A 24,025-nucleotide genomic window follows, 5' to 3' on the forward strand; every position below is an offset into this window, starting at 1 on the left:
CTACCTCTGGGGACAGCGGGAGGGCTACCCCCCACAGACACGGCGAGGGCACTCGGCACATCTTAGATTAACGTATAAGCGGTGGCACGCGGGCCTGCCAACTCGGAAACCCGTCCTACCTTTGGATAAGGTTTTATTCTCTTGGTATTGTCCACTTGTGAGAGTGTTATTACTTGGCTGTGGCAACATTGGGAGGTACATATACGCCATGTTGTCAAAGCATGAGGTTGTGGCTGTGGACAAGGCTGGGGGTTGTCCAGGCGCCTTGTCACAAGACGCTTTGGAAGTGCCCTTGGGAGGCTACGACTTGGTGATAAACGCGCTTCCCGGCGCCATCTCTTTTAAGGCCTCGAAAAGGGCCTTAGAGGCGGGGCTCGACGTAATAGACGTCTCTTTCTACCCAGAGGACCCCTTTGCGCTACATGAAGTTGCGGCAAAGGCTGGGGCTAGATACATCCCCGACGCCGGCGTGGCGCCTGGCCTAAGCAACATGCTTGCTGGGAGAGCTGTGGCCGAGCTAGGTGACGTAGACGAGCTTGGAATCTACGTTGGCGGAATACCGGAAAGGCCCGTGGGCCCCCTCGGCTATAGTGTGACGTGGAGCCCGGTGGATCTCATAGAGGAGTACACCAGACCTGCACGCGTGTTAAAAGACGGCGTTGTGACTGCGGTGGACCCCCTCAGCGAAGTTGAGACAGTGCCGTCCCCCGTGGGGACTTTGGAGGCGTTTTACAGCGACGGCTTAAGGACGCTACTGAAAACTCTTGCGGGGAGGGCCAAGACTATGTATGAGAAGACGCTTAGGTGGCCTTCGCACGTAGAAAAGATGCGTCTTCTGAGGGAGTTAGGGTTTCTGTCTGATCAAGGCGATCCGCCGCCTAGGTTCATCACGGCTAAGTTGCTCTCTAGGCTTAAATTCGATGTGCCAGATCTCGTCTATTTGAAAGTGGTGGCCGCCAAAGGCGAGAAGAGGGTGCAATATGAGACGTTGGTCAAGCCTAGGGGCGGGTGGACGGCCATGCAGATAGCCACTGGGAGCGTGGCTGTGGCAATGCAGTACGTCATTAAGGACCTCGACCCGGGCGTGACCCCGCCTGAGTATATAGGCATGTCTACGAAGCTGTTTCCACGTGTAATTTCTGCGATTAAGCAACAAGGCGTGAGGATAGCCCAAGAGGTCGTAACCAGGACTGAGCTATGAGCGGGTTGCCAGACCACTTGAGGAGGCCTGTCAGAGGAATGCGCGACTGGCTACCGCATCAATACTACGCGCTTCAACAACTCGAGGCTCTACTGTCGCGGGTGGCGGAGTCTTTTGGCTATAGGCGCGTGGAGACGCCCGTCGTGGAGCACTTCGAGGTATTGGCCAGGAAGGCGGGGCAGGAGATCGTCAACGAGATATACTACTTTAGAGACAAGGCGGGGCGCGAACTGGGCCTGCGCTTCGACATGACTGTGCCAATAGCCCGCGTCGTCTCCTACAACTTAGACCTGCCGCGGCCCATCCGTTGGTACTATTTTACAAAAGTCTTTAGATACGACGAGCCTCAGCACGGCAGATATAGAGAGTTTTACCAATTCGGAGTAGAGCTCATAGGCTCGGCAAGCCCAAGAGCAGACGCAGAGGTGGTACATCTGCTGGCTGAGTCACTAGCCGCGGCAGGTGCCTCCAACTACGTCATTAAGCTAAACGACAGACGCGTCGTAGACAAGCTTCTGGAAGGCATGGGCCTCGCGGCGTATAAAGACGTCGTTTACAAGGCGTTGGACAAGAGGTACAAAGCGCCACGGGAGGAGGTGGTGGGAATTATGACGAGGGGCGGAGTTCCGCCGAGCAAGGCCGAGGAGTTGTACGAAAAGGCGACAGAGATGCCTCTCCAAGAGGCTGTGGATTTTGTAACACGTATTGACAAGGAGCTTGGCGGCTTCTACGCCGCCTTTGTAAAATACTTAGAAGCCGCCGTCGGCCTAGAGAGGCTTATATTTGACCTGTCGATTGTCAGAGGGCTGGACTACTACACGGGGGTTGTCTTCGAGGCGTTTGCCGGCGAATATAAGCTGGCCGTGGGAGGCGGCGGCAGATACGACGACCTTCTCCAGCTCTACAGCGGGGTAAAAACCCCCGCCTTAGGCTTCGCCATAGGCGTCGAAAGGCTAATGGAGGCCGTGGGGTTGCAAGCAGTGGAAAAGCCGCTGGACTACTACATCTACATATTCGACGAAAGCGCCTACCAGACAGCTATCTACATCGCCAGAGAACTACGCAGGAAGGGATACAGCGCAGTGGTAGAACTCGGCGATAAGGGGCTGAAAGACGCCTTTGAATACGTGTTGAAAATTGGCACAAGGTTCTTAGTCATTCTGGGGAAGAAGGAGCTAGAGAAGGGCGTTGTGAAAGTTAGAGACTTACAAAAACGAGAAGAAGTGGAAAAACCCATCGACGAGTTTATACGCGGCGCATAGCTACTTGGATGGGCGCGCCAAGCTACGCGTAGACTTGGGTGCCGCTTAGGCCTTTGTACACCTCGTATCCTTCTTCTAGGGCCCCAATAGCCGCCCTCTTCCCAGTCCGCTTTACGAAGTAGAGCGCTGCCTCCACCTTAGGTCCCATAGACCCAGGCGGGAAGTGCCCCTCTAGGTAGTACTTCTCAAGTTCTCCAACTGACACAGACGCGAGCTTTCGCTGGCCGGGCTTCTTGAAATTGATATACACGCCGTCTACGTCTGTGAGAATCATGAAGAGGTCTGCGCCGACCTCTGCGGCCAACACGGCAGAGGCGAGGTCTTTATCTATCACCGCCTCAACTCCGGCCCCGTCGCAGACCGGCACGCCGCCGCCCCCCGCGGCAACGACTATGTAGCCCCTCTCAATAAGCACCTTTACCACGTCGCTCTCCACCACTTTAAGCGGCTTGGGAGATGGCACGACTCGTCGCCAGCCTCCCCTCGGGTCTTGCCTAAACTGCCACCCGTACCTCTCGGCAAGGCTCTTGGCCACCTCCTCTGGGTATGTGGGGCCTATGAACTTTGTGGGATTTTCAAAGGCGGGGTCGTTACAGTCGACCTTCACCCTAGTCACCAGAGCCACAGTTTTCCCTACGCCCACGTATTTGTCTAAAGAAGATACGATAAAGTAGCCCAGGAGGCCTTGCGTCGCCGCGACAAGGGCGTCTAGTCTAAAGCCCTCTTGCCCCTTCTGTAGCTCCGCTAAATAGCCCACTTGTGGACCATTGCCATGAGTAAGCAAGACTTGGTTCCCCTCTCGGAGGATCTTGGCAACTATGCGAGCCGCAATGTCTGCATTTTTTAGATGGGTCTCCTGCGTAATTGGGTCGCCGGGTCTATTAAACGCGTTGCCTCCTAAGGCTACTACAACCAGCACTTGCGCGCATATCTACGCGTCTAAATAAACTTTGTCCGTTGCGCCACAGCGTAAGTGGCCAGAGAAGAAGAGGCAGCCAACGCGGCTAGAAATTCCCAGGGGAGCGCTGGGGAGTAGGCCATTAGCCAGGAGAAGATATAGCTCACATGTAGGCCCAGCGCCATATTTGTCACATTTACCACCGCGAGAGCCGATGAGGGGTCTTGTGAAACTTTTGACGCAGTTGCGTATATGGCTGTAATATAGGCGGAGAAGGCCGCGCCGTATGTAAAGGCGAGCAGAAACAGCGCGTAAACTGGGGCAAAGGGGGTTAGGGCGTAAGCCCCTGCCGCAAGGAGGGGGGCCGCGGTCAGAAAGCGCAGTTTTTTCTGAGTCTTGTCGTATAATCTGCCGAAGAATCCGCCTAAGAACCCCGAGGCCATTGCCGCGGAGGACAAGGCGCCTGCAACGCTCTCTGCAACCCCTCTGTGGAGGTGGGCCCACGTAGCGGCCAAACTGTTTGCGGCATACACCGACCCCCAGAAGGGAAATGAGGCGAGACCGAAGGAGTAGGCCCTCCAGCTGAACTTCGACGCGCCCTTAAGAGGAGGCCCTCTGAAGATTAGTACGCCGAGGACTATTGCCAACGCGCCGGGGATAGCCAACGCGAGGCGCCAACCCGTCAACGAGGCCACGTACCCCCAGTAAAATCCAACGAAGGCGCCTATGTTGAACGACGCGCTGTACCACCCCAGCGCCGTCGCAACGGCATCTGGCATATACGCCACAATTAGGGCCCCCGCAGTTGAGAAAAAGAGGCCAGCCCCCACGCCCCCCAACGCCCTGAGCAACAAGGCCTCCCACCACGAATTAGACAGCGAGAGCAAGAGAGAAGAGGCGCCGAAGATGGCCATCCCCGCGCCTGCCACCTTGTTAAACCCCAGCTTGCCCCCCAAGTAGCTGGCCGGGATTTGCATAACCCCTGTCCCGACGATGAACATAGCCGGGAGTAGCCCCGCGCTTGAGGCATCTACGCCGAATTCTTTAAGCATCTGAGGCAGAACTGGGGCCACGTAGAACCACATAAGGGCGTATAAGGCCCTGGCGGCGAGAATTAGGCGCATCAGCCGGTGTAAATCTTCGTCACAAATCTACGCCGGGGTCGGCTCATCACGCGTAGTGGGGCGCCTGGGGCTGTTGAGGCTGTACAGGGAGCGGCGGTGGGAAGCCCAACTCTCTCATTATAAGCGCCGCCTCAAACAACGCCGCCTGCATGATGGGGGTGGCTATGTGGGGGGGCAAGTTCTTCAAGTCGACGTCGCCTTGCACTGTGGCAGTGCCCCTGATTGTGACCGTGACTACGCTTGGGACCGACGATATGCCTATGGTGAACGGTATTTCCACAAAGCCGCCTCTCTTAACCGCCCGCTCTCCCTCAATCATGACCTGCATATTCATCTGTAGCTGGGCGCCCGGCGGCGGGGCGCCAAGGCGCTCGGCGTGTATATAGTCGAAACGTATCCCAGCCAGACTCATGACCTCTTTAATATTGCGCATATAAAAAATTGTGATTACGCAGATAGTCGACTACACGGCGGAGGTGCACGTGGCGTATGAGGTAGACGTGGTGGTGAGCCCCCTGTGCCGCGCGCCTCCGCCGACTCCGCGCATTGAAGCATGGGCAACGCTGGGCGAGCTCTTTAGAGATTTGTACGGAGTGGGCGTGTCGGAGCACTTGGCCGACCAAGCCGCGCTTGGCCTAGAGAGAGTGGATCCCGTGCTCCTCTTCGCCCAGTTGCCCCTAGGCGTCATGTATACGGCAAGACTTATGCCATACGGCCGCGACACAGCGCAGTGCACGTCGGCTTGGCCAGACCCCGCCACTGCCGCCGTGGCGGTGGTCTCCAACGGCGTATCCTCAATCGCCGTTGACCTCAGGCTTTGGCAAGGCGATCCGCGCCCCCTTCTAAGGTACGCCGCGGCGAAGGGGGCTAAGACACAGTTAATTTTAACTAAGCCGCTGGATTTGCCAGGCGATGTGGTTTTCCACAGCTCTGTACCGCCTTACGCCAGAGAGAGGTACGTGAGAGCCCCCGGAGACCTCTCTGCAACGGGCAGGGCAGTGGCACTGAAGGCCGTGGCGCCAATGAGCCGCGTGGATGAAGAGCAGAGCCCCGCGTTTAAAGAGGCTCTTGCCAGAGTGGCCGAGGTGTTGGACTTGGGAGAGGAGGTTTTTGCAGATTTAGTCGAGCAGGGGGTCGTGAGCCACGGCTTCCTCCTCGACTTGGCTCAGCCAAGTCAGCTCGCGTATCTTGTGAAGTGGGGTCTTGTGGAGCGCGTGGCGGGGGGCTGGGGCGCCTCCGCGAAGTTGATTTACCTATACGGCTTGCTCAAGGGCTGAATATCGGGGCACTTTTTGACTATCCGCCTGCTCCACACGAGGCCAACCTCGAAGAGTATGGCGAATGGTATAAAGGTGAGGAATGTGGAGACGAGGGTTGTGTCCGGCGTGACGATTGCTATTAGTATAAGCGCCACTGCGTAGACCACGGGCCTATACGCGGCGAGGGTCCACGGATTGAGGAGACAGATCTCTGAAAGTATGGCTATGACGATTGGGGTTTCAAAGATTACGCCTGTCCAAAAGGCCAACTGCATCCAGGTGCTGACCACAGAGGATACGCTGAAGATTTGCTCTATGCGTAATATTGCCGCAAAGCCTGCGATAAATCTAAAGAGGGCTGGGAATATTACGAATATGCCGAAGAGGTTGCCAGCGTAAAATAGGAGGAGAGCTACCCATAGGTACTTCTTCACGGCCCTCTCCTCGTGGGGGTAAAGCGCTGGCTGTACATACAGCCACATCTCATACACTAACAGCGGGAACACTACCAACGCGGCTAGGTACAATGAGGCGTACATAACTGCGCCAAGGGGATTCCACACCTCTCCGGCAATTAGCGCTATCTTTATGTTGGCGGTCTTGTTCAAGTCGTCGAGCATCGGCCTTATTGTTTCAAAGAAGGCCCAGTAAGCCAGCGGCCTGTACTCGCCAGTGACGAAGAAGGAGGCCAAGATTGACATTATACTGCCGCCATGCAGATCCGGCGCGGGCATCCACATGACTATAAACACGACGACGAAGGCGATCAACACCCTCTTAAGCCGCTGGCCGAGCTCCCTCAGGTGCTCCCAAAGAGGCATTTCTCTGTCACGAGGCGGCTTATCTTCCACGCCAACGACGACGAGGGCGTTTAAAACTCTTCCAGCCGTTAAAGCTTATAAAGATGCAAATGATGGTACTCCATGTACCTACTCCTAGGCGGACAGGAGTGGATTGTAATACTCATCGCCGTGGTTATATTACTTATCTGGGGCCCCTCGAAGTTACCCTCGCTAGCCAGGGGGCTGGGCGAGGCCATTAGGGAGTTTAGAAAAGCGACGAGCGGCATAGAGGAAGAGCCTAGGAAAGTAGAGAAGAGAGAGGAGATAGACCAGAAGCTTTTGGAGACTGCGAGGGCCTTGGGCATATCCATCGAGGGCAAGACCAAGGAACAGATTCTAGACGAGATCAACAAGAAAATCGCCGAGCTTAAAAAGACTCAGTAGAGTCAGCCCGTCGTCAGTTCTTCAAATATCCGACGTCTAGTTATTCATCACACTGATCACAATTCCCACTGAGACAAGTGTTGCCCCAAGTATATATCTCTGCCTTATGGGAGTCTTGTTCAACGCCTTGTCAAATATCTGTGAAAGAATGGGAGTAAGCGAGGTGGCTATCACCGTCTTTGACACCCCAATTGCCGATATTGCGTATATAAAGGCCGCAGAGCCTAAGGCAAGGCCCACCACTCCCGAAGATACGGCGTAAATCAAGCCCCTCAGAGGCGGCCTCTTAAAGCCCGATAGGGCAAAGAAGAGTGGAGCCAATACGGCTGACCTAAGCACCGCGATTGTGTAAACTGACGCGCCCTTTGTGGCTACGCCGAGCAGTGCTGAGGCAAGGCCCCAAGCCAGAGAGGCCACAAGGCCGTAGAAGGCCCCCGAGCCCCGCGGCACTCCGCCCAGGGCGACTGCCACGCCGGAAAAGGCCAGCGCCGCGCCTACAATCACGCGGCTCGTCAAAGGCTCTACGCCTAAGAGGGCTGAGAAGAACTGCGCCGTGAATATGTACGTATATCCAATTGTCACTGCGGCGGCAACGCCGCTTTTAGAAATGGCGTTGAAGTACGCCGCATCGCCCAGGCCGGGGCCCAGTAGCGCAGATGCCACAACCACCAAGAGGCCTAAAGCCGAGATCTTAAAGTCGGCTAAGGGGAGGAGTGTGAGGAGCGCCACCAAGTTGCGCACCGCCACAAGCGACGTGGGAGAAACGCCGAGCTTCGTCGCCGCGTTAGCCAGTGGGGCGTTTATGGAAAACGCCGCTGTGGCTAGAACCGCCGAGAGGACGCCTATGCTAACGTCCATTTGACATATACCTATTCAACAGCTCCCTCAACGCGGCTCTCACCGCCTCGCTCCTGTTTGGAAAAACCCCGCTCTTCACTAACTCGTCTAACATTTCCACGTAGGACTGCGGCACGTGAAACGATATCAGCACCATCTTCTCTCGCTTCTCGCCCACGTGGCACACAAATTCCGCATTTTTATGCCTTACGTAGTATTACAGAGCCCCAGTCGTGCCGCTCACTCACCGCGCAGGGGTCGAAGTCCATGTGGGCCATGTATCTCTCAACTTTAAACTCGTCAAACTCCTCGCGCCCCGCTATCAGATCAGCCAACCTCTTGGCCAGCGAGGGGCCTACCATGCTCCCATAGCCGTCTAAGCCGCCTATTACGTACAAGTTGTCCACATCTGGGTGTTTCCCATATACAGGCCCGCCGTGGGGCCCAACCTCGCAGTAGCCAACTCTAAGGCCGAGGGGGAGCGCCGCGCCTATTCTCTGGCGGAGTAGGTTAGTCATTTTTTCCACGTAATTAGCTGGGGGGCCTTGGCCGTATCTGCCGCACCCGTCGCCCGCCACGTACATAAACGGCGCAATGGGCCTCCCGTACCACCCCAACACGTGGTCGCCGACGCTGTATCGCCACCCCTTCCCCCACGCCGCGTAGGCTACTGCGTAGCACTCATACGGCTGGAGCGGAAGCCTTAGGCCGGCCTTCTCCGCTAAAGCCCTATTGTTGTAGCCAGCGGCGAGTACAACAACGTCGCCCGCAATCCTCCTCCCCTCAGCCACTACGTAGGCCTTGCCGTCTTCAACCTTCAAAAAGCCGTACGAGGAGGCGAAGCCCAGCTCCCTCCTAAGGCGATTCACCACCTTCCTCACGGGTATTAGGTAGTCCCTGGTCAATACCGCCACCTCGTCTGGCCCCAGCCGTAGCCCCTCCACGCTGTCTGTAACCTCGTGGGGAACCTCTAACTTGGGCAATGTGACCCAGCGGGGGAATATGTCCACTGAGGTAACCTCCCTGGGCTGTACAAACTTTCTGTAGATCTCCAAGCTCTCTTTAGCCAGCTCAACGTCTTCGCCATATGGCATAGACAGCGTGAGGACAAGCGAAGTAAGCGGATAGGCCACATCGCCGCCCACACCCACGACGTCGAAGCCGAGCTCCCTTAGGAAGTACGCCGTGAATACCCCCGCAATCCCCCCGCCCAACACCACCGCTTTCACAAGGCGCAGATGCTGCCAGCTATATAAGTTATAGGATCATGCTGAGCAGAGATACGAGGAGCGGCGTTGGGACTATGGTCGTCTCTCTGTACTCCATGAACCCCAAGGCCACGAGCTTTGTCATCTGTGGATCTGTTAAAAAGGCCTGCGGCATTGTGGGAACTAGAACTGAGAGCAGTGCGTCTTTCTCGTAGGTGAACTCCCTCGGCAAAATCTGCCTCAGTCTCTCAACTACGCACTCCCTATTAACCACATGCCGATTTTCGTAAAGTTCGTACTCGACGTAGTTGGCCACGCGGATGTTCCAGCCCTCAGCCCCGGCCAGGGACTGGAAAAGCCCGTCGAGGTAGTCGCCGCTGAGGGGTCTAAACACGGCGCGTCTGCCAGAGGCGGCTACGAAGAGTGTGCCCAAGTAGGGGTCGGGGTAGAGGGAGGCGTACTCCCCCTCCGCTCCCGGCGCCTGGTCTGAGAAATATGCGAAGTGTTTATACCCACTCGGCAGAACGGCGTATAGCCAGCAGGGGTCGAGGGGCTCGCCGTACTTCTGGACGCCGGCCTCCACGAGCCGCGCGATGTAGGACCCCAAGTCGAAGAGTCCGTAGAGCTTAGTCGATATGAGAGAGGCGGCTGTGATCAAGTGCGGCGTCACGACCGGCGGCGGGGGGTACTGCAACAGTACTACTCTCCTAGGCGACTCCACATGCGTCTCTGGGGACAACAATTTATGTGATGCGGTACACCCCGCTTTCACAAACTGAGCGGTTGACCACGTTGTACAACGCCTCCTCTCCCAGGTACGTGGCTGGGCCGTGGCCGGGGTACACTCTGTAGCCGCCGGGCAGTTGGTAGAGTTTACACACGGACTTCACTAAAAGCCGCCAATCCCCAAAAGGGAGGTCTGTGCGGCCTACCGTGCCTTTGAATAGGGTATCCCCGGTTAGCACAAAGCCGTCCCCCAGCAACGAGACAGAGCCCGGGGTGTGGCCCGGCGTATGGATTACCTCAAGCTTCCAAAGCCGTTCGCCAAGCGGTCTCGGAGCGGGCAACACAGGCACCTCAAACCCCCACTCCACAGCCACACTGTTTAACTCGCGGTATATGCGCCAGTCATCGTAGTGGGCGTGAAAAGGCGCATTAACAGCCTCTACGACCTCGGCGGCAGACAAGACGTGGTCAAAGTGGAGGTGCGTCGCCACAACAGCCACCACGGCCCTCTTCCCCACGAGCCTCAAGACCTCCCGCACGCCGCCGGCGGGGTCCACCACGACGCACTCATCCAAGTCGCAGACCACGTAGGTATTCGTGAGAAGCGGGCCCGCCTCCACCCACTGCACTTCCACACAGGCAGTGGAGGGAAAATATTTAACTTCTACATGGGGGGTGGGCGATGCGGACGCTCTTGGCAGTATTGGCGGCGGCGTTTCTCGCCTACTCGCTGACAATAGGCCAATTACACTTCACAGACGTAAACTCCGGCGACGACTTCAACAGAGCGCTCGTCGACGGGCCCGTCCTCATATTTATACACCAGCCCAACTGCCTTGGCTGCGCCAAATTAAAGGGGGAAGTATTCCCCAAGCCCCAAGTGGCCCAGGCCCTCAGAGGAGTAAACCTAGTCTCCATAGACTTGGCCGCCTACCCCGTGACAAGCATAAAGGTCGTCGCTGACGGCTCTGTGTACGTGTACCAAGGCTCCCTGAGGGTGTCCAAGGCATCTGGCCAAGTGGAAGTGCCAATCTACGCTACTCCAACCCTGGTGCTGGGCTACGTAAAAAACGGCACAATACACTTAACAATGGTGATAGTAGGAGCAGTTGAGGCTCCCCAGTTGATAGAACTAGTAAAACTAGCCTACACCCAACCCACTGAGGCGACCCCCCGTCCATCCACAACGCAGACTGCAGAGCCAACGACGGCGACACAAACGACGAGCCCCCTGGGAACCGTTGCACAGATAGCCCTCTCCTTCGCGGCCGGCGCCGCTAGCGTGTTTTCCCCATGCGTCTTGCCCGTCGTCACTATAGCGGCTACGACATACCTCGCCAGGAGGAACTTGGCCCTGGTCTTGTTGGGCATGGTAATATCCTTCGCGGCGTTGGCCGCCCTAGCCACGACGGCCGCCGCCTGGGCCCGCGCCGCCGCGACCACAGCCCTCTACCTGATAGGCGGGGTGGTGCTAGTGGCCATTGGGCTCATCTTCGTGATAGAGCGCTTCAACAAGGCCTTCCTAATGTGGGTGTCCAGCCTCCAGACCAGGGCCTACAAGCTCACAAAGAGGGGCGCAGGCGCGGTCGGCGACTTGGCGCTAGGCGCCTCGCTAGGCGCCGTCTGGATGCCTTGCGTCGCCCCCTTCCTCGGCGTAGTCGCAATGGGAAGCCTAGTCGCGGCGGCATTGAGCAGGGACTACCTCGCCGTGTTCTTCAACACATTGGCCTACGCCGCGGGTCTTGCCGCCGTGATCTACGCAGTGGTCTACGCGGTTCAGAAAAGCGCCCGTAGAACAGCCACGCTTAAGTGGAGCAGGCTGGGCAGGAGGATAGAATACGCCGTGGGGATAGCCTCAATCGTGCTCGGAATATTGCTAATAGGCGAGGCGTTTGGGCTCAGGACTATAACACTGCTCGTATGATGGAGTGCCCCTACTGGGTCGACGAGCGAGTAGCCGGCTCCTGCATGCCGAGGAGAGACGACGTAGACAAGTGGGCAAAGGCCGGCATACGCACAGTCATAACGCTGGCAGAGGCGTGGGAAGTGGAGTACTACGGGCGGTGGGGGCTTCTCGAGTTTAGAAGAGCCCTCGAGGAGAGGGGCATAGAGTGGATACACTGGCCAACGCCAGACGGCTACCCGCCCAGGGGGCTCATTGAGCTGGTGGAGTTAGTCAAGGCCAAGGCGAGAAGCGGCGCAGTGTTGGTACACTGCGTGGGCGGAATGGGGCGCACCCCCACCCTACTCGCGGCATATCTAATAGCTACGAGATGCCTAAAAGCCGACGACGCCATAAGACACGTTGAGCGGGTAAACCCACACATCTCTCTAACAGACCAGCAGTACTACGCCCTGTTAGAAGTAGAAGCAACATACCGAGACGTGTGCAACATACAGGGCAAAAACATTAAATAGAGAGAGAACAATAAGTGACGCCGGGGTGGCCGAGCGGCCCAAGGCGCGGGACTTGAGATGTCCACGGGAGATCCCGTCCCCGTTCAGGGGGCGTGGGTTCAAATCCCACCCCCGGCGTGTTCTTTTAATTCTGATACGAGCCCGTTTCCTATCTCTGAGACTTCCCCCGCAGGGGATTACTACAGACATAGACGTACGGCAGAAGCCACATGTAGACAGGAAAAAGGAGTAGAAGAAGGCAAAATGCGAAACAATAGAATTTAGGGGTCGGATTCCAGACTCTTTGAGGCACAGAGAGAGCGGCGGTGTCTGTAGCTGGCAAAGGCAAGTTAAAGCTTAGTGGGATGGGGGCTTGTATTTTGATATTGCTTCGAGTAATGTGCAGGGGTCTTGGCGTACGCATGCGACCTCTGGCTCTGCCTCGGCGCTGTTTAGTACGAGGTCGGCGTCGGGCGGAGGATCGGGGCCTATGTGTATCTTGTATCCGAGCTTCGCGTCTCGTAGCCCCTCTACTATTATGTAGTCTGCCTGAAGGTCTTCGCACTTGACTGCGGTCGTGTATAGGACGTAGATCTGGCCGTTGTAGAAGAGCACCTTGTCGGCGCCGGCCTTTCTCAGTCTGTGGGTGTCTTTGGTGGGGGGCTCGGGGTCGTGGTGGCTTATTTTCACTGCGAGGACGGTCTTCCCGCTGGCTTTTAACCTCTTTATTAGCCTCTCGGCGACAACCGTTTTTCCCACGTCTTTCCCTCCAGTTATCTGGATTACGCACGTCATGTTAGAGCTTTTATTAGGTCTTGCAATTCCTCTATGGCTTTTTTGAAGTTTTCTTGTGCCTGTGGAGACGCGGCGTAGAGCTTTTTGCCGCCCTCCTCTACTTCTACCAAAACGCCGTCGGTGACCATTCTCTTTAACAAAACGTAGCCGTATACTGTGCTTATGTTGAAGCCGAGTTTGCGCAACTCCTGTATTATCGCATAGCCGTGCAGTGGGCCCTTTTTGTTTAAGAGACTTACTACGTACAGCCAGAGGTTTCCCTTACCTATGCAACGTTTGAACCGCTGGTAGGCCTTCACCTCTCTCTCTTGCCTTCTATGAACTCTAGCACCGCTCTGTAGGCCTCGTCGGGGCTCATGTGCACTGGCGGGTTTTTGAAGCCCCAGGCGGAGGCGGCTATCAGGGGGCCGCCTATCCCTCTGTCAAGCGCCAGCTTCGCGAGCCTCACTGCGTCTGTGACCACGGCGGCGCTGTTCCAGGCGTCGTGTACGTCGAGTGTTGCCTCGATGCGTATAGGCAATCCGCCGAATATCTCAGCCTCAATTAGCGTATGCGCTATTTTTCTATCCCCCAAGAAGCTTATGTAGGCCACTGGCGAGATGTAGGCGTCGAATTCCTGCCCCTGAGCCATCATTTTCACAGCCGCCGTCTTTGTCTTCTCCTTGTCGCCGCGTCTATACATGAGGTTTACGAAGTCGGGCGTCCCCCCGACGTTTATCTGGTATGTGTGCTTTATCCTGACGCCTCTCAGCGCCAAGAGCCTTATCAACGTCTTATGCAACACGGTTGCCCCTATCTGATTCTGGGTGTCGTCGCCCAGCAGGGGAATGCCCCTCTCGCTGAACTTCCTCTGCCAGTACTCGCTCGTGGCTATGGGGGCCGGCATCGCGTTCACAAACGCCGTCCCAGCCCTCAGCGCAGCCTCTGCGTAGGCCTCGGCGGCCTTCTTCGCCCCAGTGGGGAGGTAGTTGACCAGCACCTCGGTGTTTGTAGAATTGAGCTCCTTTACCACATCGTCCACGGACCCCTCCACGATCTTAGGCACGAGTCCTCCCTCGGGGACTCCGTCCAGGGCTGGGCCTGGCTTCACCACTACGCCCAGTCTCGGGGGCTTGTAGACCACAGAGGCGTTGTTGGGCGGCTGAAATATGGCCTCCGCCAAGTCTAGGCCCACCTTTCTCGCGTCGATTTCAAACGCCGAGGTGAAAACTATGTCTCTCGGCGTGTAGCCCCCTATCTCTTTAAACGCGACGGCCGGCTCCGCCTCTGGGTTTCTCTTGTACATCTCGATCCCCTGTACCAGGGCCGAGGCGCAGTTGCCGACACCCACTATTCCGACTCTGATGGACACGTCTATCTAAACAGACTTGTTAATAAACAATTTGGTTAAGCGCCGCCGAGAGACTCGGCGACGAGCTCCACGAGGTCTTTTACCTCCACTTTGCTCTCCTTAGTCCTCTTGGCGTCGAGTAGCATTGCGTTGCAGAAGGGGCACAGCGTCACAATGGTCGACGCGCCGGTCTTCTCCAGCTCCTCGAAGCGTATGTGGCTTATCCTCTTCTCCTCTGGAACGTCGTACCAGTAGTTTCCGCCGCCAGCGCCACAGCAGAACGTCTTATCGCCTCTTCTCGGAGGCTCTTTGAGCTCTCCTAGCTTGACCACTATCTTCCTCTGGGGTTCCACCACCTTGTTGTACCTGGCCAGGTAGCAGGGGTCGTGTATTGTTAGACTGGCGCCTAGGCTTTTCACGGATATCTTCCCCTCATCCGCCAACTTTTGCAGTATTTCTACGTGGTGGTATACCTCTAGCTCTACCCCAAGGCGTTTGTAGTCGTTTTTAAACGTGTTGTAGCCGTGTGGACATATTGTTATAATTTTCTTTATTCTATATTTGTTAAATATCTCTTTATTGTTTAGCACTATTTCTTGGAACCTGCTTTCTTCGCCAAGTCTCCTTATTGGGTCGCCGCAACAAGTCTCCTCGTCTCCTAGCACGGCGATTTTCTCCAACATGCCCGCCTTCTTTAACACCTCGACAAGGGCTTGCACTATTTGTCTCGCCCTGCCGTCGAAGCTCCCCATACACCCGACCCACAGGAGGTACTCGGCGTTTGGGTTCTCCGATATGTGCTTGACTCCTAGGCTGTAGAGCCAGTCGTGTCTGCCCGTGTTGGGAGTTGACATGGTATTGCCGTATTGCGAAGCCGACATTAACACATCGGCGATCTTCTTGTCTACCTTGCTCTGTGCAACAAGGGCGCGTCTTACGCCGAATATTACGTCTAGGTGGTTTACTCTTACGGGGCATGCGTAGACGCAGTAGCCGCATGTCGTACACGCCCAGGCTTGTTGTTCCAGCTTTACCGCAAGCTCGAACTCGGGGTTGTTGGAGTTCAGCGCAACGGTTCTGACCACGACTCTCGGCGAGAGCAGGCGGCCAGCGGCCACAGCTGGACACCCCGCGTCGCATGCGCCTATCTCTCCGCAGGACTGGCACGACAAGACGACGTCTTTGTCTACGTCGGCTATTTTTTCATAGCCGAATTTTACCTCCTCGGGCTTTATCTTGCCCTCTATTACGTCCTCTAGCCTAAAGGGAATTCTGAAGTGGGACAACTCTCTGTCGTAGTTGACCATTAGATTGGCAGCCGGTTTTACGTAGAACGCCGCGAGCAGTATGTTCCTCAGTATCCCAATTGTGTTTGATATTGCCGAGTTGAATATTGACAACGACAAGTCGAGGGTTGTCAGTATTATTATGAAGAGTAGCACTAGTTGCATTTTGTTGGACTCTGATACGAATTTCTTGTCTTCTCCTAGCCTTCTGTGAATGACTCCGCTACGTATAAAGACTCCCACTCGGTATAATGCGGCCGCGATAAGCCCGGCGATTATTGGCAGGCTTATTAGCCACAGGGCGAGTTTAGCAGCGGGGGCAAAGTCTAGGAGGGCTAGCACGACGGAGAGAACTACGCCTGACGCAATTGAGAAGTGCATGTATCCAACTCCGCCGCGTGCCGCCTCTTTAAATTCATGGATTATTAGTTTTACAAAGTCTATTTTCTTATTGTAGAGCTTTATTCGTTTCCATAATAAAACTGCAAATATTATAAATGTTAATAAAAACAGCGATAGTAGTACTTCGTTTATCATAAGGCGCAGAATATGCGCGATTTATAAATATGGTTTCAGCTTCTATAGAAGATTTTTACATATGGGTTTAAATATACAGCTATTGCATTTTGCCGGCGGCGCTTCTCTGGCGCTGAGAATTTCACGTATTTTCTTAAGCACGTCAAGCGCGGCGTCGTTCCTGTGTACTACCTCCACGTGGTTTCTGTATACCAGGTAGCCGAAACGGGCCTTCAACATAGATATGTATATCTGTAGCTGAGTCTTGTGAGCCTCCTTGCTGAAGCCAGTCTTTATCTCAACAGGTATATACTCGCCGCCGCGTTTAATCACCAAGTCCACTACGCCCACGAGGTCGCCTATCTCAACCTTGTACTCAGCAACCACGTTCTCGTACTGAGAGAGGAGCCGTTCGTATCTCTCGTGCAGAATTCTACCCCTTATTATGGACACCACCGACTTCTCGCTGAGCAACTTGAGCCCGAGCTTGTGCTGAACCCACAGTAGGCGGGGGCAATATTCAAAGTCGTTTATAATTGAGGGAGAGACACGTCTGAAGTCGTACCTATGTGCGTAGATCCCCGGAAGCAACTTGAATATCTCCTGTTCTCTCCTCAGCTCGTTCAAGGCGCTGACGTGGTCGAGCTTCTCCAAGTCTTCACAGTTTACGACGCTACAGAGCGGCTTAGGAGATAGCAGTTCCATTTTCTAGGCGCACTACTCTACCAAATATACGCGTCGGTCCATTTCTAAAAATGAAGACCCCACCCTCGATGTACCAAGGCCGCGTGAACGCTATGCGGGCCACCCCATTGTCGCCTGCCATGAGGACCCCCCTGTCGAGCTCTTTTATGTATGCGCTGGCCCTGATGGCCTTGTAGTGAAAGACGCCCGAGAAGCCTGCCCTAATCGCGGTGGGATGCCTTAATACGAGGACTTCGGCCACCACCTCTCTCACGCTGGGCAACGGCCTGGCGGCCAGCACCATGCCCTTCTCCACGTCTTCTACTCTGTCGAGGGCTATGGTGACGAAGTTCCCCGCGCCCACTCGCTCGACGGGGGTTCTGTTCAAGTGTATAGATTTAACTACCGCAGGCGCCCACCTCCCGTCCTCGTAGGGCCCCAGCCACAGCCTTTCCCCGACCTTTACCGCGCCCCTCTCCACGAGCCCCCCCACCACCACTCCCACGCCCTTGACCATGTATATGTCGGATATGTAGAGGAGGGGCTCTCCCCCCGAGTCCCAGCGCCTCCTCCTGGGAAGCAGGGCGATGAACTTTGCAAGCATGTCTACGCCCTGCCCCGTTACATTAGACACGTAGAATATGGGCGCCACGCGTCCCGAGGACATGGCCCTCGCGGCCAGCACTACGTCGCCCATGTCTTTAACCACATAGGGTATTTTGCTCACCCCCGGCATCTTCAACAATCTGACCAGTTCCTCCACAGTCCTCTGAAACACCTCGGGCGGAGCTATGTCTACCCTTGTCACAACCACGAATACGGGGATGCCGAGCGCCACTGCCACTCCCAAGTGCTCCTTAGTCATTTTCTGGACGCCGGAGTTCGCGGCCACCACCAAAGCGGCGTAGTCTGGCTCAGAGCTAAAGAGGCCTCTGAGGACTGTTCTCACATACCTCTCGTGGCCCCCCACGTCCACCAACAGGGCGAGCTTGTCGGACCGCCGGTAGACCTCCGCCTCGTCCAGCGGATCCACCAGCTTGTGATTAACCACGGAGTCTCCTACAAATCCCAAAAGCCTCATAGAGACTGCGGAGGTGCGGCCTGTCAACACCTCGTGTTTATACCGCGAGGCGTAGGCCCTGGCCAGCCCTCTCCCGTCGTCTAGCTTCCCAGTGGTTAAGACGCCCACGAGGGTAGACTTGCCCGCGTCCACGTTGCCCAACACGATTATTGTCACAGTGGGCGGGGGCTCCTCTCTTCCAACTGCCCTTATCAACACCTCGGCGACTTTGCCTCTGACGCCCTCCGAAATTCTCAAGAGATGCAGAGATGCGCCAACCCTCTTGGCGACTTCTCTCAACACTCCCAGCGACTTAAACAACTCGTCGTCGGGAAGCCCGAGAGGCCTCCCGTCGTTTGAAACGCCTATGACGTAGATGGCCTCGCCGCCGCCCTCCAAGAGGCGCCTCTTCAGCTGGCCCCCGAGCTTGTCCAAATCCCCCTCGCCTAGGACAAGCTTGTACTCGACGTTGCCCTCCTCGGACTCCGGGGGGTAAAAATCCACAATTAAAAAAGTGGGGGGTTTAAAATGGCAGTAGGCCCATTGGGTATATGCCCAACGCCACGTTTGCCAGCACTATGGCGTAGGCGAAGACCACAGACAACGTGTTTAACACCTTTATGAGCGGGTTCAGCGAGGGGCCCGACGTGTCTTTAAACGGATCGCCCACTGTGTCGCCGATGACCGCGGCCTTGTGCATCTCGGTCTTCTTAAGCCCCTGTAGCTCTATGTACTTCTTTGCGTTATCCCAAGCGCCGCCGGCGTTGGCCATAAGGAGGGCACGGGGGACTCCGGCCACTATTGCGCCCATGATTAGCCCAGCCAACGCGTTCCAGCCCAGAACCAGCCCGGTCAACAGAGGAACCACTATGGCGGCTAGGCCTGGCACTAGGAACTCGCCCAGCGCGCGCCTTGTCGCAATATCCACAACCCTGGCGTAGTCAGGCTGCTCCTTCCACTCGAGGATGCCCGGCTTCTCCCTAAACTGACGCCTAATCTCTTCCACTATCTCCATCGCGGTGCGCCCCACTGCTCCCAGAGTACGACTCGTGAAGAAGTAGACGAGAGAGACTCCGATAAATGCGCCAATTAGTACATTTACGTTTATAATTGAAAGACCTCTTAAGCTGTCCGAGAGCACTGCTACAAGGTTTGTGGTGCCCACAATCTTCGAGTATGCTTGAACTATTTCGAATATCAACGCTATGAATAAGACCAACGCCGCCAGCGCCGCGCTTGCTATAGCATAGCCCTTTGTCGTCGCCTTTGTAGTGTTGCCAACGCTGTCGAGCACATCCGTTACCTCGCGCACGCTCTCAGGCAGGCCTGCCATTTCCACAACGCCGTTGGCGTTGTCTGAGACTGGACCGTAGGAGTCCGCAGTTATTATTATACCGGCGACCACCAAGAGACCCACGCTGGCTATCGCGGTGCCGAAAATCCCAGCTAGGTATTTAGACCATTCTCCAAAGCCCTGTACGGGGACTGTGTAGTAGCCTATTGCATACGACACGCCGAGCACGGCCACTATTATAGCAATTACTGGTATCGCGCTCATTAGGCCCTCACCGTATCCCGTTATTATGACTGTGGCGGGACTTATCTTGGCCTGCTCCGCTATTCTCCTGACAGGGCCGTAGTTATACGAGGTGTAGTAGTCCGTTATTTTGACAATAATGGGGGCCAGCGCGGCGCCCAAAGAAGCCGCGGCCGCGAGCGCGGCGGCTTTCGCAAAGTCTAGGCCTAGGACAAACGTGCCTGCAAAAAACAGGACTATTGCTATGCCTATGGTGAAGTACACCGCCATGTTTATAGAGGAGAGCGGGTGCTTGACCCCGGTGGTTTTTAACAGGTTGACTCCGATAAACGTGGCAATAAGGGCCAGAGCCGCAAAGAGAATTATGGCGTCTATATATGCCGACGCTAGCCCGAGGATGGCGGCGAGAAATATGGCGGCGGTCACTGTGACAATGTAAGACTCGTAGACGTCGGCGGCCATGCCAGCTACGTCGCCGACGTTGTCTCCGACGTTGTCTGCAATGACGCCGGGGTTCCTTGGGTCGTCTTCAGGAATGCCAGCCTCTATCTTGCCCACGAGATCTGCGCCGAGGTCGGCCGCCTTTGTGTAAATCCCGCCGCCGACACGCATGAACAACGTCACCAAGCTTGCCCCAAACCCAAGGGCCACCAGCGGCACTGCCCAGTCAGATGTCACAGCCCTGAAGGCTAGGTAAAATCCTGAGATTAAGAGAAGCGCGATGCCCGCAAGCGATAGACCCATAACAGCGCCAGCGCGCCACGAGACAAGTAGAGCCTTCCCCATCCCGCCTATGGCCGCCGCCTGCGCAACACGCGAAGCCGACCGAGTTGTGACATACATGCCTAGGTACCCCGCCAACATGGAGCCGAGAGCGCCAACAACAAAGCCAAGAGCCGTCAAGCCATTTGTGCCACGAGGAAGATCTATTGCTATTAGTATCAACACGGCCAGTACCGCCAGGAGTATCGCCAAGGTTCTATATTGCCTAAAGAGATACGCCCTAGCGCCTGTGGCAATAGCCTGTGAAATAAAGCGCATTTTCTCATTCCCAGGGTCTTGGCTAAGAACCCATCTGGCGAGGTATATAGCATATACAACTCCTATAGCACCAACTATGAGCCCAAATATGGGTATAAACATAGGGGCCCCCCAATGCCCTCTTATTAAAGTTTATTTCTGACGTCTACGTATTCTATACGTACACTCAACACTTTAAAAACCCTACACTACCGCCCCAGTGCCTTTAGAAAGAGTTGTCGAGTTTAGAATTGCTGGAAACGTCGAGCTCCTCCCCGAGCTGATATACTTCATAGGGAAGGCCGGCGTGGCGATGTTCGAGGATAGACCTGAGAAGCTCCCAAAGCCCAGAGATCCCGCCATTCTGCAACAGGCGAAGAGGCTTGGCGAGATGTTGGGCCAACTATCTGCCTACCTCCAGCCGAAGACCGTGCCCCTGCCCCTCAGCTCGCTAGAGGAGCAGATCGGCCAAGTGCTCGAAAAATTGGAGGGCGTGACTAAGGAGGTATCGTATTATGCAAGGCTTATGGACGAGCTTAAGACGAAGCTCGCAATATCGCGGGAGTTGTCTAGCTTCAAGGCGCTTCGCCCGCCTGCCACAGAGGCCGTGGATGTGTTTATAGTCTTGGCTGGGAGAAGCGCCAAGGAAGTGGCCGAGCTCTGTAAGTCGTTTAATGCGGCAGTTGTACAACAAGGCAACGTTTTCATGATAACGGCGGAGCGCAAGTTTGCGCAACAGCTCAAGTCGGCGCTGGAGAAGCTGGGCGTACAACTGTTCACGTTCAAAGAGCTGGAGGAGATAGAGCCTCAGGAGGCGCTGGAGGAGAAGCTGAGACAGGCTGAGAGGGGGCTTAGAGAGGCGTTGGAGAGACACAGAGAGGTCTTAGACTACGCACACACTCTCAGGGAGGCGCTTGCCTTAGTTATTGACGTATTTAACAGGTCTGCAATAGACGAGGGCACAGAGATGGGCCGCCTCTTTGCCTCTTATGAAGCTGAAATAAAGAGGTTGGAAGCACAGCTGTCGAACCTTCACAAGATTAGGAAGGTCTTAGACGCGTTAAGCGGGGGCGTGAAAATACCTGAAGGCTTTAAACTCTTCATAGACCCACAAATGCCTATAAACGCACCTCACATAATACAGGAGATAGACGGGGTTAAAGTGGCCTTAGTCAAGGGGGAGGCAAAGGGCGTGGAGGTGCCCTCCGAGTATCTCTTGGACGTAGAAAATGGCAAGAGAGTAGTAGAAGAGGCGATAAAGTCAACGGAAGCGGCTCTACAACGCGTTAAAAGAGAGCGTGAGGCCTTGGAGAGGCTTTACAGCGAATACTCCGTGTACGGGGACAAGAGGTGGGATGAGCACAATGACGTGGCCACGCTAATATTCTACGTCTTAGAGCGCGACGTGAAGAAGGTGGACGACGCCCTTGTGGAATTTGTCAGGAAAAACTCTGCCAAGCTAGACATCGTTAAGAGGGTGAGGTATAAGTACATTGACAGAGTTCCAGCGGAGCGGAGGCCCACCCTGGAGAAGTACCCAGCTCCGATAAGGCAGTTTACAAAAATTGTATACATGTACGGAGTGCCGAAGCCCATCGAGATAAGCCCAGTGCCCCTCGTGGCTTTGATATTCCCAGTCTTCTTTGGCTGGATGTACGGAGACCTCGGCCACGGATCTCTCCTCTTCCTACTCGGGATCTTACTATTGACAAAGCTCTACGGGGGGAGGCATAGGGACTGGGGGGTCATATGGACTATAACAGGCCTTGTCTCAATGTTCTTCGGCGCCTTCGTCTACCAAGAGGCCTTCGGCTTCCACCTAGAGGAGTTTGGAATACACCTGCCCACAGCCCCCATACTCCCCTTATTTGGACACAAGACGTTTGTGGAAGTCGACGGCGTAAAGGCGTCGCTGGCAGCGGCGTTTCTGCTGGGGTTCCTACTTCTACTGCTCGCATTCCTCTCCAAGCTCATAAACACTGTGCTTAAGGGCGAGGGAGACGTGGCGCTCGCCATCGCGCTCCCCCAGCTGTTGTTCTTCTTCTCGCTTGGCATGGTGTTCTTCTCTCTCATCTGGCAGCCCATGGGCATGTACTACTTAGAGCCGTTGATGGGGCTTCCATGGGGGTATTTAGCCCTACTCTTCATAGTTTGGAGCGCCATCGGCGTCGTCGTAATAAGAGCGAGGTATAGACACCACGAGGAGGCCCCGCCGGTGGTAGACGAATTTATAGTGGGAATCGTCGAGGGGGCACTTGGCGCATTGGCCAACATACCCAGCTTCTCCCGTCTGGTAATCCTCATAATGATACACGGAGTTCTCACAAAGCTCGTCAACGGCGTGGCCCTCGGCCTAGGAGCCCCCGGAATCCTATTCGCCGTGTTTGGACACGCCCTAATTGCAGCAGCTGAGGGCCTCTTCTCGTTTGTCCAATCGCTCCGCCTCGTCTTCTACGAGGTGCTCTCTAAGTTCTACGAGGGGAAGGGCAGGCTTTTCCAGCCGTTGGTACTGCCGTAATGGAGGTAGTAGCCGAGATAACGTCATCGCTAAACAGAGACCTGATCTTAAAGAAATTAGCCAAGCTCAAGACGCTTGTGGACAAGGTCGACATACCTGAGGCGCCGGGGGGGAAGGCCACGGCCCACTCCTTAGCCGTCGGCGTGTTAGCAATGCAACAAGGTCTCGAGCCAATTGTCCACATACGCCTCCTAGACGTCAACAAGACAGGCCTCAAGTCGCTACTAGGCGCCGCGCGCCTACTCGGCCTAGAATACGTCGTCTTGCTTCAGGGCGACCCTCCAGCAGAGGGCTCCCCCGTGAGAGACGTGACCACAGAGGAGGCAATTGCCGAGGCCAAGAAGATGGGCCTCAAAGCTGGGGCGCTCCTCAGCCTACGAAGAGAGTATGCGAAAAGGCTGGAGGCGGGGGCAGACTTCTACCTCGCGCTACACTTCAGCCATAAAGACCAGCTAAGGGGCCTGCCGCGGAATGTATACCCCTACATAATAGTTGAGACGCCTAAAAACGCGCCCCTAATCCAACGACTTCGCCAAACGGCGGTGCCGCCCCAAAGGGCAGTGGAGCTGGCAGAGGAAATCGACGGGTTAGTCGACGCAGTTATAATCTCTGCCCCAGGGGACTTTGAAGCCCTTGTGGAAGTGCTCAAGCAGATTAAAGCAAGCCACAGGTAAAAAGCCGCCTATCTCTGTACCCCACTAGGTAGATCCCGTTCACAAGTTTTCCAATGTCGTGTATATAGAAGTGGCACGGGGCCTTTGGCACTGTCACAACTCTACCGCCGCTAAGCACTAGGAAGGTGTTGTAAGTCTCCCCAACCACCACGCCCCTGACTTTGTAGGAGCACTTGTATGTGGAAACTTCTCTCCCCAATAGGTCTAGACAACGGGGGCTCAAGCCTTAGCGCCGCCCTTCTCCGCTCGCGCGCCCGCCTTCGCCAGTTCTCTCTCAATAGTCAAAATCCTGGCGATCATCCTCCTAACTTGCCTAATGCGTCCGGGCTTTTCGACGAACCCTCTTGACCTTTGTGTCTGTAGTTTTACAAGCTCTGCCCTAAGCTGATTCAAGAGCTCCCTCCGCTCCTCTGGCGACATCTCTCTCAAGGCCTTGGGCTTGAGCTTTCTCTCAGACATAGGGCCAG

Annotated in this window: 26 protein-coding genes and 1 tRNA gene; 9 read left to right on the top strand and 18 right to left on the bottom strand. The window is 55.7% G+C overall.

Features of this window, described 5'->3' with window-relative positions; genetic code table 11:
• Window positions 1–157 precede the first annotated feature (157 nt).
• The gene (locus PCAL_RS02845; protein WP_011849212.1) at window positions 158–1,201 is read left to right on the top strand and encodes a saccharopine dehydrogenase family protein; all 1,044 of its coding nucleotides are present in this window, start codon (window positions 158–160) and stop codon (window positions 1,199–1,201) included.
• Window positions 1,198–2,463 (top strand): histidine--tRNA ligase, encoded by a 1,266-nt coding sequence (gene hisS, locus PCAL_RS02850; protein ID WP_011849213.1) that lies wholly within the window; start codon window positions 1,198–1,200, stop codon window positions 2,461–2,463. Before PCAL_RS02845 ends, hisS begins: the two co-directional genes overlap by 4 nt.
• A 22-nt stretch (window positions 2,464–2,485) precedes the next feature.
• Here the strand turns inward: hisS and PCAL_RS02855 are convergent, their stop codons facing one another.
• Genes PCAL_RS02855 through PCAL_RS02865 form a run of 3 tightly spaced genes read right to left on the bottom strand, consistent with a single transcriptional unit; the run spans window position 2,486 to window position 4,897 of the window.
• Complete coding sequence (locus tag PCAL_RS02855) at window positions 2,486–3,382, bottom strand: amino acid kinase family protein (RefSeq protein WP_011849214.1); 897 nt, start codon at window positions 3,380–3,382, stop codon at window positions 2,486–2,488.
• A gap of 20 nt (window positions 3,383–3,402) precedes the next feature.
• Window positions 3,403–4,485 carry an MFS transporter gene (locus tag PCAL_RS02860; RefSeq protein ID WP_011849215.1) on the bottom strand — a complete coding sequence of 361 codons (1,083 nt, stop codon included), beginning with the start codon at window positions 4,483–4,485 and terminating at the stop codon, window positions 3,403–3,405.
• A gap of 46 nt (window positions 4,486–4,531) precedes the next feature.
• The gene (locus PCAL_RS02865) at window positions 4,532–4,897 is read right to left on the bottom strand and encodes a hypothetical protein (RefSeq protein WP_193322851.1); all 366 of its coding nucleotides are present in this window, start codon (window positions 4,895–4,897) and stop codon (window positions 4,532–4,534) included.
• Between the two features lie 31 nt (window positions 4,898–4,928).
• Here PCAL_RS02865 and PCAL_RS02870 point away from each other — a divergent pair, with 31 nt between their 5' ends.
• Window positions 4,929–5,762, top strand: coding sequence for a hypothetical protein (locus tag PCAL_RS02870; RefSeq protein WP_011849217.1), 834 nt, complete (start codon window positions 4,929–4,931; stop codon window positions 5,760–5,762).
• On the opposite strand, the gene tatC is transcribed toward PCAL_RS02870, so the two are convergent.
• A complete protein-coding gene (gene tatC / locus PCAL_RS02875; RefSeq protein WP_193322852.1) occupies window positions 5,735–6,595 on the bottom strand; it encodes a Sec-independent protein translocase TatC in 861 nt (286 codons plus the stop codon). The genes PCAL_RS02870 and tatC overlap by 28 nt on opposite strands.
• A 72-nt stretch (window positions 6,596–6,667) precedes the next feature.
• On the opposite strand from tatC, the gene PCAL_RS02880 reads away from it, so the two are divergent.
• Entirely contained in the window at window positions 6,668–6,970 is a 303-nt protein-coding gene (locus PCAL_RS02880) for a Sec-independent protein translocase subunit TatA/TatB (protein WP_011849219.1), read from the top strand.
• Between the two features lie 36 nt (window positions 6,971–7,006).
• On the opposite strand, the gene PCAL_RS02885 is transcribed toward PCAL_RS02880, so the two are convergent.
• The 5 genes from PCAL_RS02885 to PCAL_RS02905 are packed head-to-tail and all read right to left on the bottom strand — an operon-like array spanning window position 7,007 to window position 10,376.
• Window positions 7,007–7,828 (bottom strand): DMT family transporter, encoded by an 822-nt coding sequence (locus PCAL_RS02885; RefSeq protein WP_011849220.1) that lies wholly within the window; start codon window positions 7,826–7,828, stop codon window positions 7,007–7,009.
• Window positions 7,818–7,985, bottom strand: coding sequence for a ribbon-helix-helix domain-containing protein (locus tag PCAL_RS02890; protein WP_226951988.1), 168 nt, complete (start codon window positions 7,983–7,985; stop codon window positions 7,818–7,820). Before PCAL_RS02890 ends, PCAL_RS02885 begins: the two co-directional genes overlap by 11 nt.
• A 22-nt stretch (window positions 7,986–8,007) precedes the next feature.
• Entirely contained in the window at window positions 8,008–9,036 is a 1,029-nt protein-coding gene (locus tag PCAL_RS02895; RefSeq protein ID WP_193322853.1) for an NAD(P)/FAD-dependent oxidoreductase, read from the bottom strand.
• Between the two features lie 28 nt (window positions 9,037–9,064).
• Entirely contained in the window at window positions 9,065–9,736 is a 672-nt protein-coding gene (locus PCAL_RS02900) for a hypothetical protein (protein ID WP_193322854.1), read from the bottom strand.
• Window positions 9,737–9,758: 22 nt separating this feature from the next.
• Complete coding sequence (locus tag PCAL_RS02905; RefSeq protein WP_011849224.1) at window positions 9,759–10,376, bottom strand: MBL fold metallo-hydrolase; 618 nt, start codon at window positions 10,374–10,376, stop codon at window positions 9,759–9,761.
• Between the two features lie 47 nt (window positions 10,377–10,423).
• Between PCAL_RS02905 and PCAL_RS02910 the strand changes: the two genes are divergently transcribed.
• From PCAL_RS02910 to PCAL_RS02920, 3 genes are all read left to right on the top strand, one after another.
• Complete coding sequence (locus PCAL_RS02910; RefSeq protein ID WP_011849225.1) at window positions 10,424–11,665, top strand: cytochrome c biogenesis protein; 1,242 nt, start codon at window positions 10,424–10,426, stop codon at window positions 11,663–11,665.
• Window positions 11,662–12,159: a protein-tyrosine phosphatase family protein gene (locus PCAL_RS02915; protein ID WP_011849226.1), complete on the top strand. Its 498-nt coding sequence runs from the start codon at window positions 11,662–11,664 to the stop codon at window positions 12,157–12,159. Before PCAL_RS02910 ends, PCAL_RS02915 begins: the two co-directional genes overlap by 4 nt.
• Window positions 12,160–12,178: 19 nt before the next feature.
• Window positions 12,179–12,276: transfer RNA gene (locus PCAL_RS02920), tRNA-Ser, on the top strand.
• Window positions 12,277–12,495: 219 nt separating this feature from the next.
• Here PCAL_RS02920 and PCAL_RS02925 read toward each other — a convergent pair.
• From PCAL_RS02925 to PCAL_RS02955, 7 genes are read right to left on the bottom strand one after another with little or no spacing between them, the layout of a single operon-like run.
• Complete coding sequence (locus PCAL_RS02925; RefSeq protein ID WP_011849227.1) at window positions 12,496–12,933, bottom strand: molybdopterin-guanine dinucleotide biosynthesis protein MobB; 438 nt, start codon at window positions 12,931–12,933, stop codon at window positions 12,496–12,498.
• Window positions 12,930–13,232, bottom strand: coding sequence for a PadR family transcriptional regulator (locus PCAL_RS02930; RefSeq protein ID WP_011849228.1), 303 nt, complete (start codon window positions 13,230–13,232; stop codon window positions 12,930–12,932). Before PCAL_RS02930 ends, PCAL_RS02925 begins: the two co-directional genes overlap by 4 nt.
• Window positions 13,229–14,284, bottom strand: coding sequence for an inositol-3-phosphate synthase (locus PCAL_RS02935; RefSeq protein WP_011849229.1), 1,056 nt, complete (start codon window positions 14,282–14,284; stop codon window positions 13,229–13,231). The genes PCAL_RS02930 and PCAL_RS02935 overlap by 4 nt, the downstream gene beginning before the upstream one ends.
• A 35-nt stretch (window positions 14,285–14,319) precedes the next feature.
• Window positions 14,320–16,086, bottom strand: coding sequence for a (Fe-S)-binding protein (locus tag PCAL_RS02940; RefSeq protein WP_011849230.1), 1,767 nt, complete (start codon window positions 16,084–16,086; stop codon window positions 14,320–14,322).
• A gap of 42 nt (window positions 16,087–16,128) precedes the next feature.
• On the bottom strand, window positions 16,129–16,770 hold the full coding sequence (cas4, locus tag PCAL_RS02945) for a CRISPR-associated protein Cas4 (protein WP_011849231.1): 642 nt from the start codon (window positions 16,768–16,770) through the stop codon (window positions 16,129–16,131).
• Complete coding sequence (locus PCAL_RS02950; RefSeq protein WP_011849232.1) at window positions 16,751–18,313, bottom strand: GTP-binding protein; 1,563 nt, start codon at window positions 18,311–18,313, stop codon at window positions 16,751–16,753. Before PCAL_RS02950 ends, cas4 begins: the two co-directional genes overlap by 20 nt.
• A gap of 19 nt (window positions 18,314–18,332) precedes the next feature.
• Window positions 18,333–20,489, bottom strand: a complete 2,157-nt coding sequence (locus PCAL_RS02955; protein ID WP_011849233.1) for a sodium-translocating pyrophosphatase — start codon at window positions 20,487–20,489, stop codon at window positions 18,333–18,335.
• Between the two features lie 97 nt (window positions 20,490–20,586).
• Between PCAL_RS02955 and PCAL_RS02960 the strand changes: the two genes are divergently transcribed.
• Window positions 20,587–22,884, top strand: coding sequence for a V-type ATPase 116kDa subunit family protein (locus PCAL_RS02960; protein ID WP_011849234.1), 2,298 nt, complete (start codon window positions 20,587–20,589; stop codon window positions 22,882–22,884).
• A complete protein-coding gene (locus tag PCAL_RS02965; protein WP_011849235.1) occupies window positions 22,884–23,558 on the top strand; it encodes a methylenetetrahydrofolate reductase in 675 nt (224 codons plus the stop codon). Before PCAL_RS02960 ends, PCAL_RS02965 begins: the two co-directional genes overlap by 1 nt.
• Here the strand turns inward: PCAL_RS02965 and PCAL_RS02970 are convergent.
• On the bottom strand, window positions 23,539–23,781 hold the full coding sequence (locus PCAL_RS02970) for a ribonuclease P protein subunit (RefSeq protein ID WP_011849236.1): 243 nt from the start codon (window positions 23,779–23,781) through the stop codon (window positions 23,539–23,541). The two genes, PCAL_RS02965 and PCAL_RS02970, sit on opposite strands and share 20 nt — an antisense overlap.
• Window positions 23,778–24,017 carry a 50S ribosomal protein L29 gene (rpmC, locus tag PCAL_RS02975; RefSeq protein ID WP_011849237.1) on the bottom strand — a complete coding sequence of 80 codons (240 nt, stop codon included), beginning with the start codon at window positions 24,015–24,017 and terminating at the stop codon, window positions 23,778–23,780. Before rpmC ends, PCAL_RS02970 begins: the two co-directional genes overlap by 4 nt.
• Window positions 24,018–24,025 lie beyond the last annotated feature (8 nt).

The sequence above is a fragment of the Pyrobaculum calidifontis JCM 11548 genome (genome assembly GCF_000015805.1).
GTDB classification, from domain to species: domain Archaea; phylum Thermoproteota; class Thermoprotei; order Thermoproteales; family Thermoproteaceae; genus Pyrobaculum; species Pyrobaculum calidifontis.

Bases quoted from the DNA above. Each gene is read 5' to 3' on its own strand.
- PCAL_RS02925 (WP_011849227.1), bottom strand. From the start codon at position 12,933: ATGACGTGCGTAATCCAGATAACTGGAGGGAAAGACGTGGGAAAAACG.
- PCAL_RS02860 (WP_011849215.1), bottom strand. From the start codon at position 4,485: ATGCGCCTAATTCTCGCCGCCAGGGCCTTATACGCCCTTATGTGGTTC.
- PCAL_RS02865 (WP_193322851.1), bottom strand. From the start codon at position 4,897: ATGAGTCTGGCTGGGATACGTTTCGACTATATACACGCCGAGCGCCTT.
- PCAL_RS02965 (WP_011849235.1), top strand. From the start codon at position 22,884: ATGGAGGTAGTAGCCGAGATAACGTCATCGCTAAACAGAGACCTGATC.
- PCAL_RS02885 (WP_011849220.1), bottom strand. From the start codon at position 7,828: ATGGACGTTAGCATAGGCGTCCTCTCGGCGGTTCTAGCCACAGCGGCG.
- cas4 (WP_011849231.1), bottom strand. From the start codon at position 16,770: ATGGAACTGCTATCTCCTAAGCCGCTCTGTAGCGTCGTAAACTGTGAA.
- PCAL_RS02880 (WP_011849219.1), top strand. From the start codon at position 6,668: ATGTACCTACTCCTAGGCGGACAGGAGTGGATTGTAATACTCATCGCC.
- rpmC (WP_011849237.1), bottom strand. From the start codon at position 24,017: ATGTCTGAGAGAAAGCTCAAGCCCAAGGCCTTGAGAGAGATGTCGCCA.
- hisS (WP_011849213.1), top strand. From the start codon at position 1,198: ATGAGCGGGTTGCCAGACCACTTGAGGAGGCCTGTCAGAGGAATGCGC.
- PCAL_RS02940 (WP_011849230.1), bottom strand. From the start codon at position 16,086: ATGATAAACGAAGTACTACTATCGCTGTTTTTATTAACATTTATAATA.
- PCAL_RS02955 (WP_011849233.1), bottom strand. From the start codon at position 20,489: ATGTTTATACCCATATTTGGGCTCATAGTTGGTGCTATAGGAGTTGTA.
- PCAL_RS02910 (WP_011849225.1), top strand. From the start codon at position 10,424: ATGCGGACGCTCTTGGCAGTATTGGCGGCGGCGTTTCTCGCCTACTCG.
- PCAL_RS02915 (WP_011849226.1), top strand. From the start codon at position 11,662: ATGATGGAGTGCCCCTACTGGGTCGACGAGCGAGTAGCCGGCTCCTGC.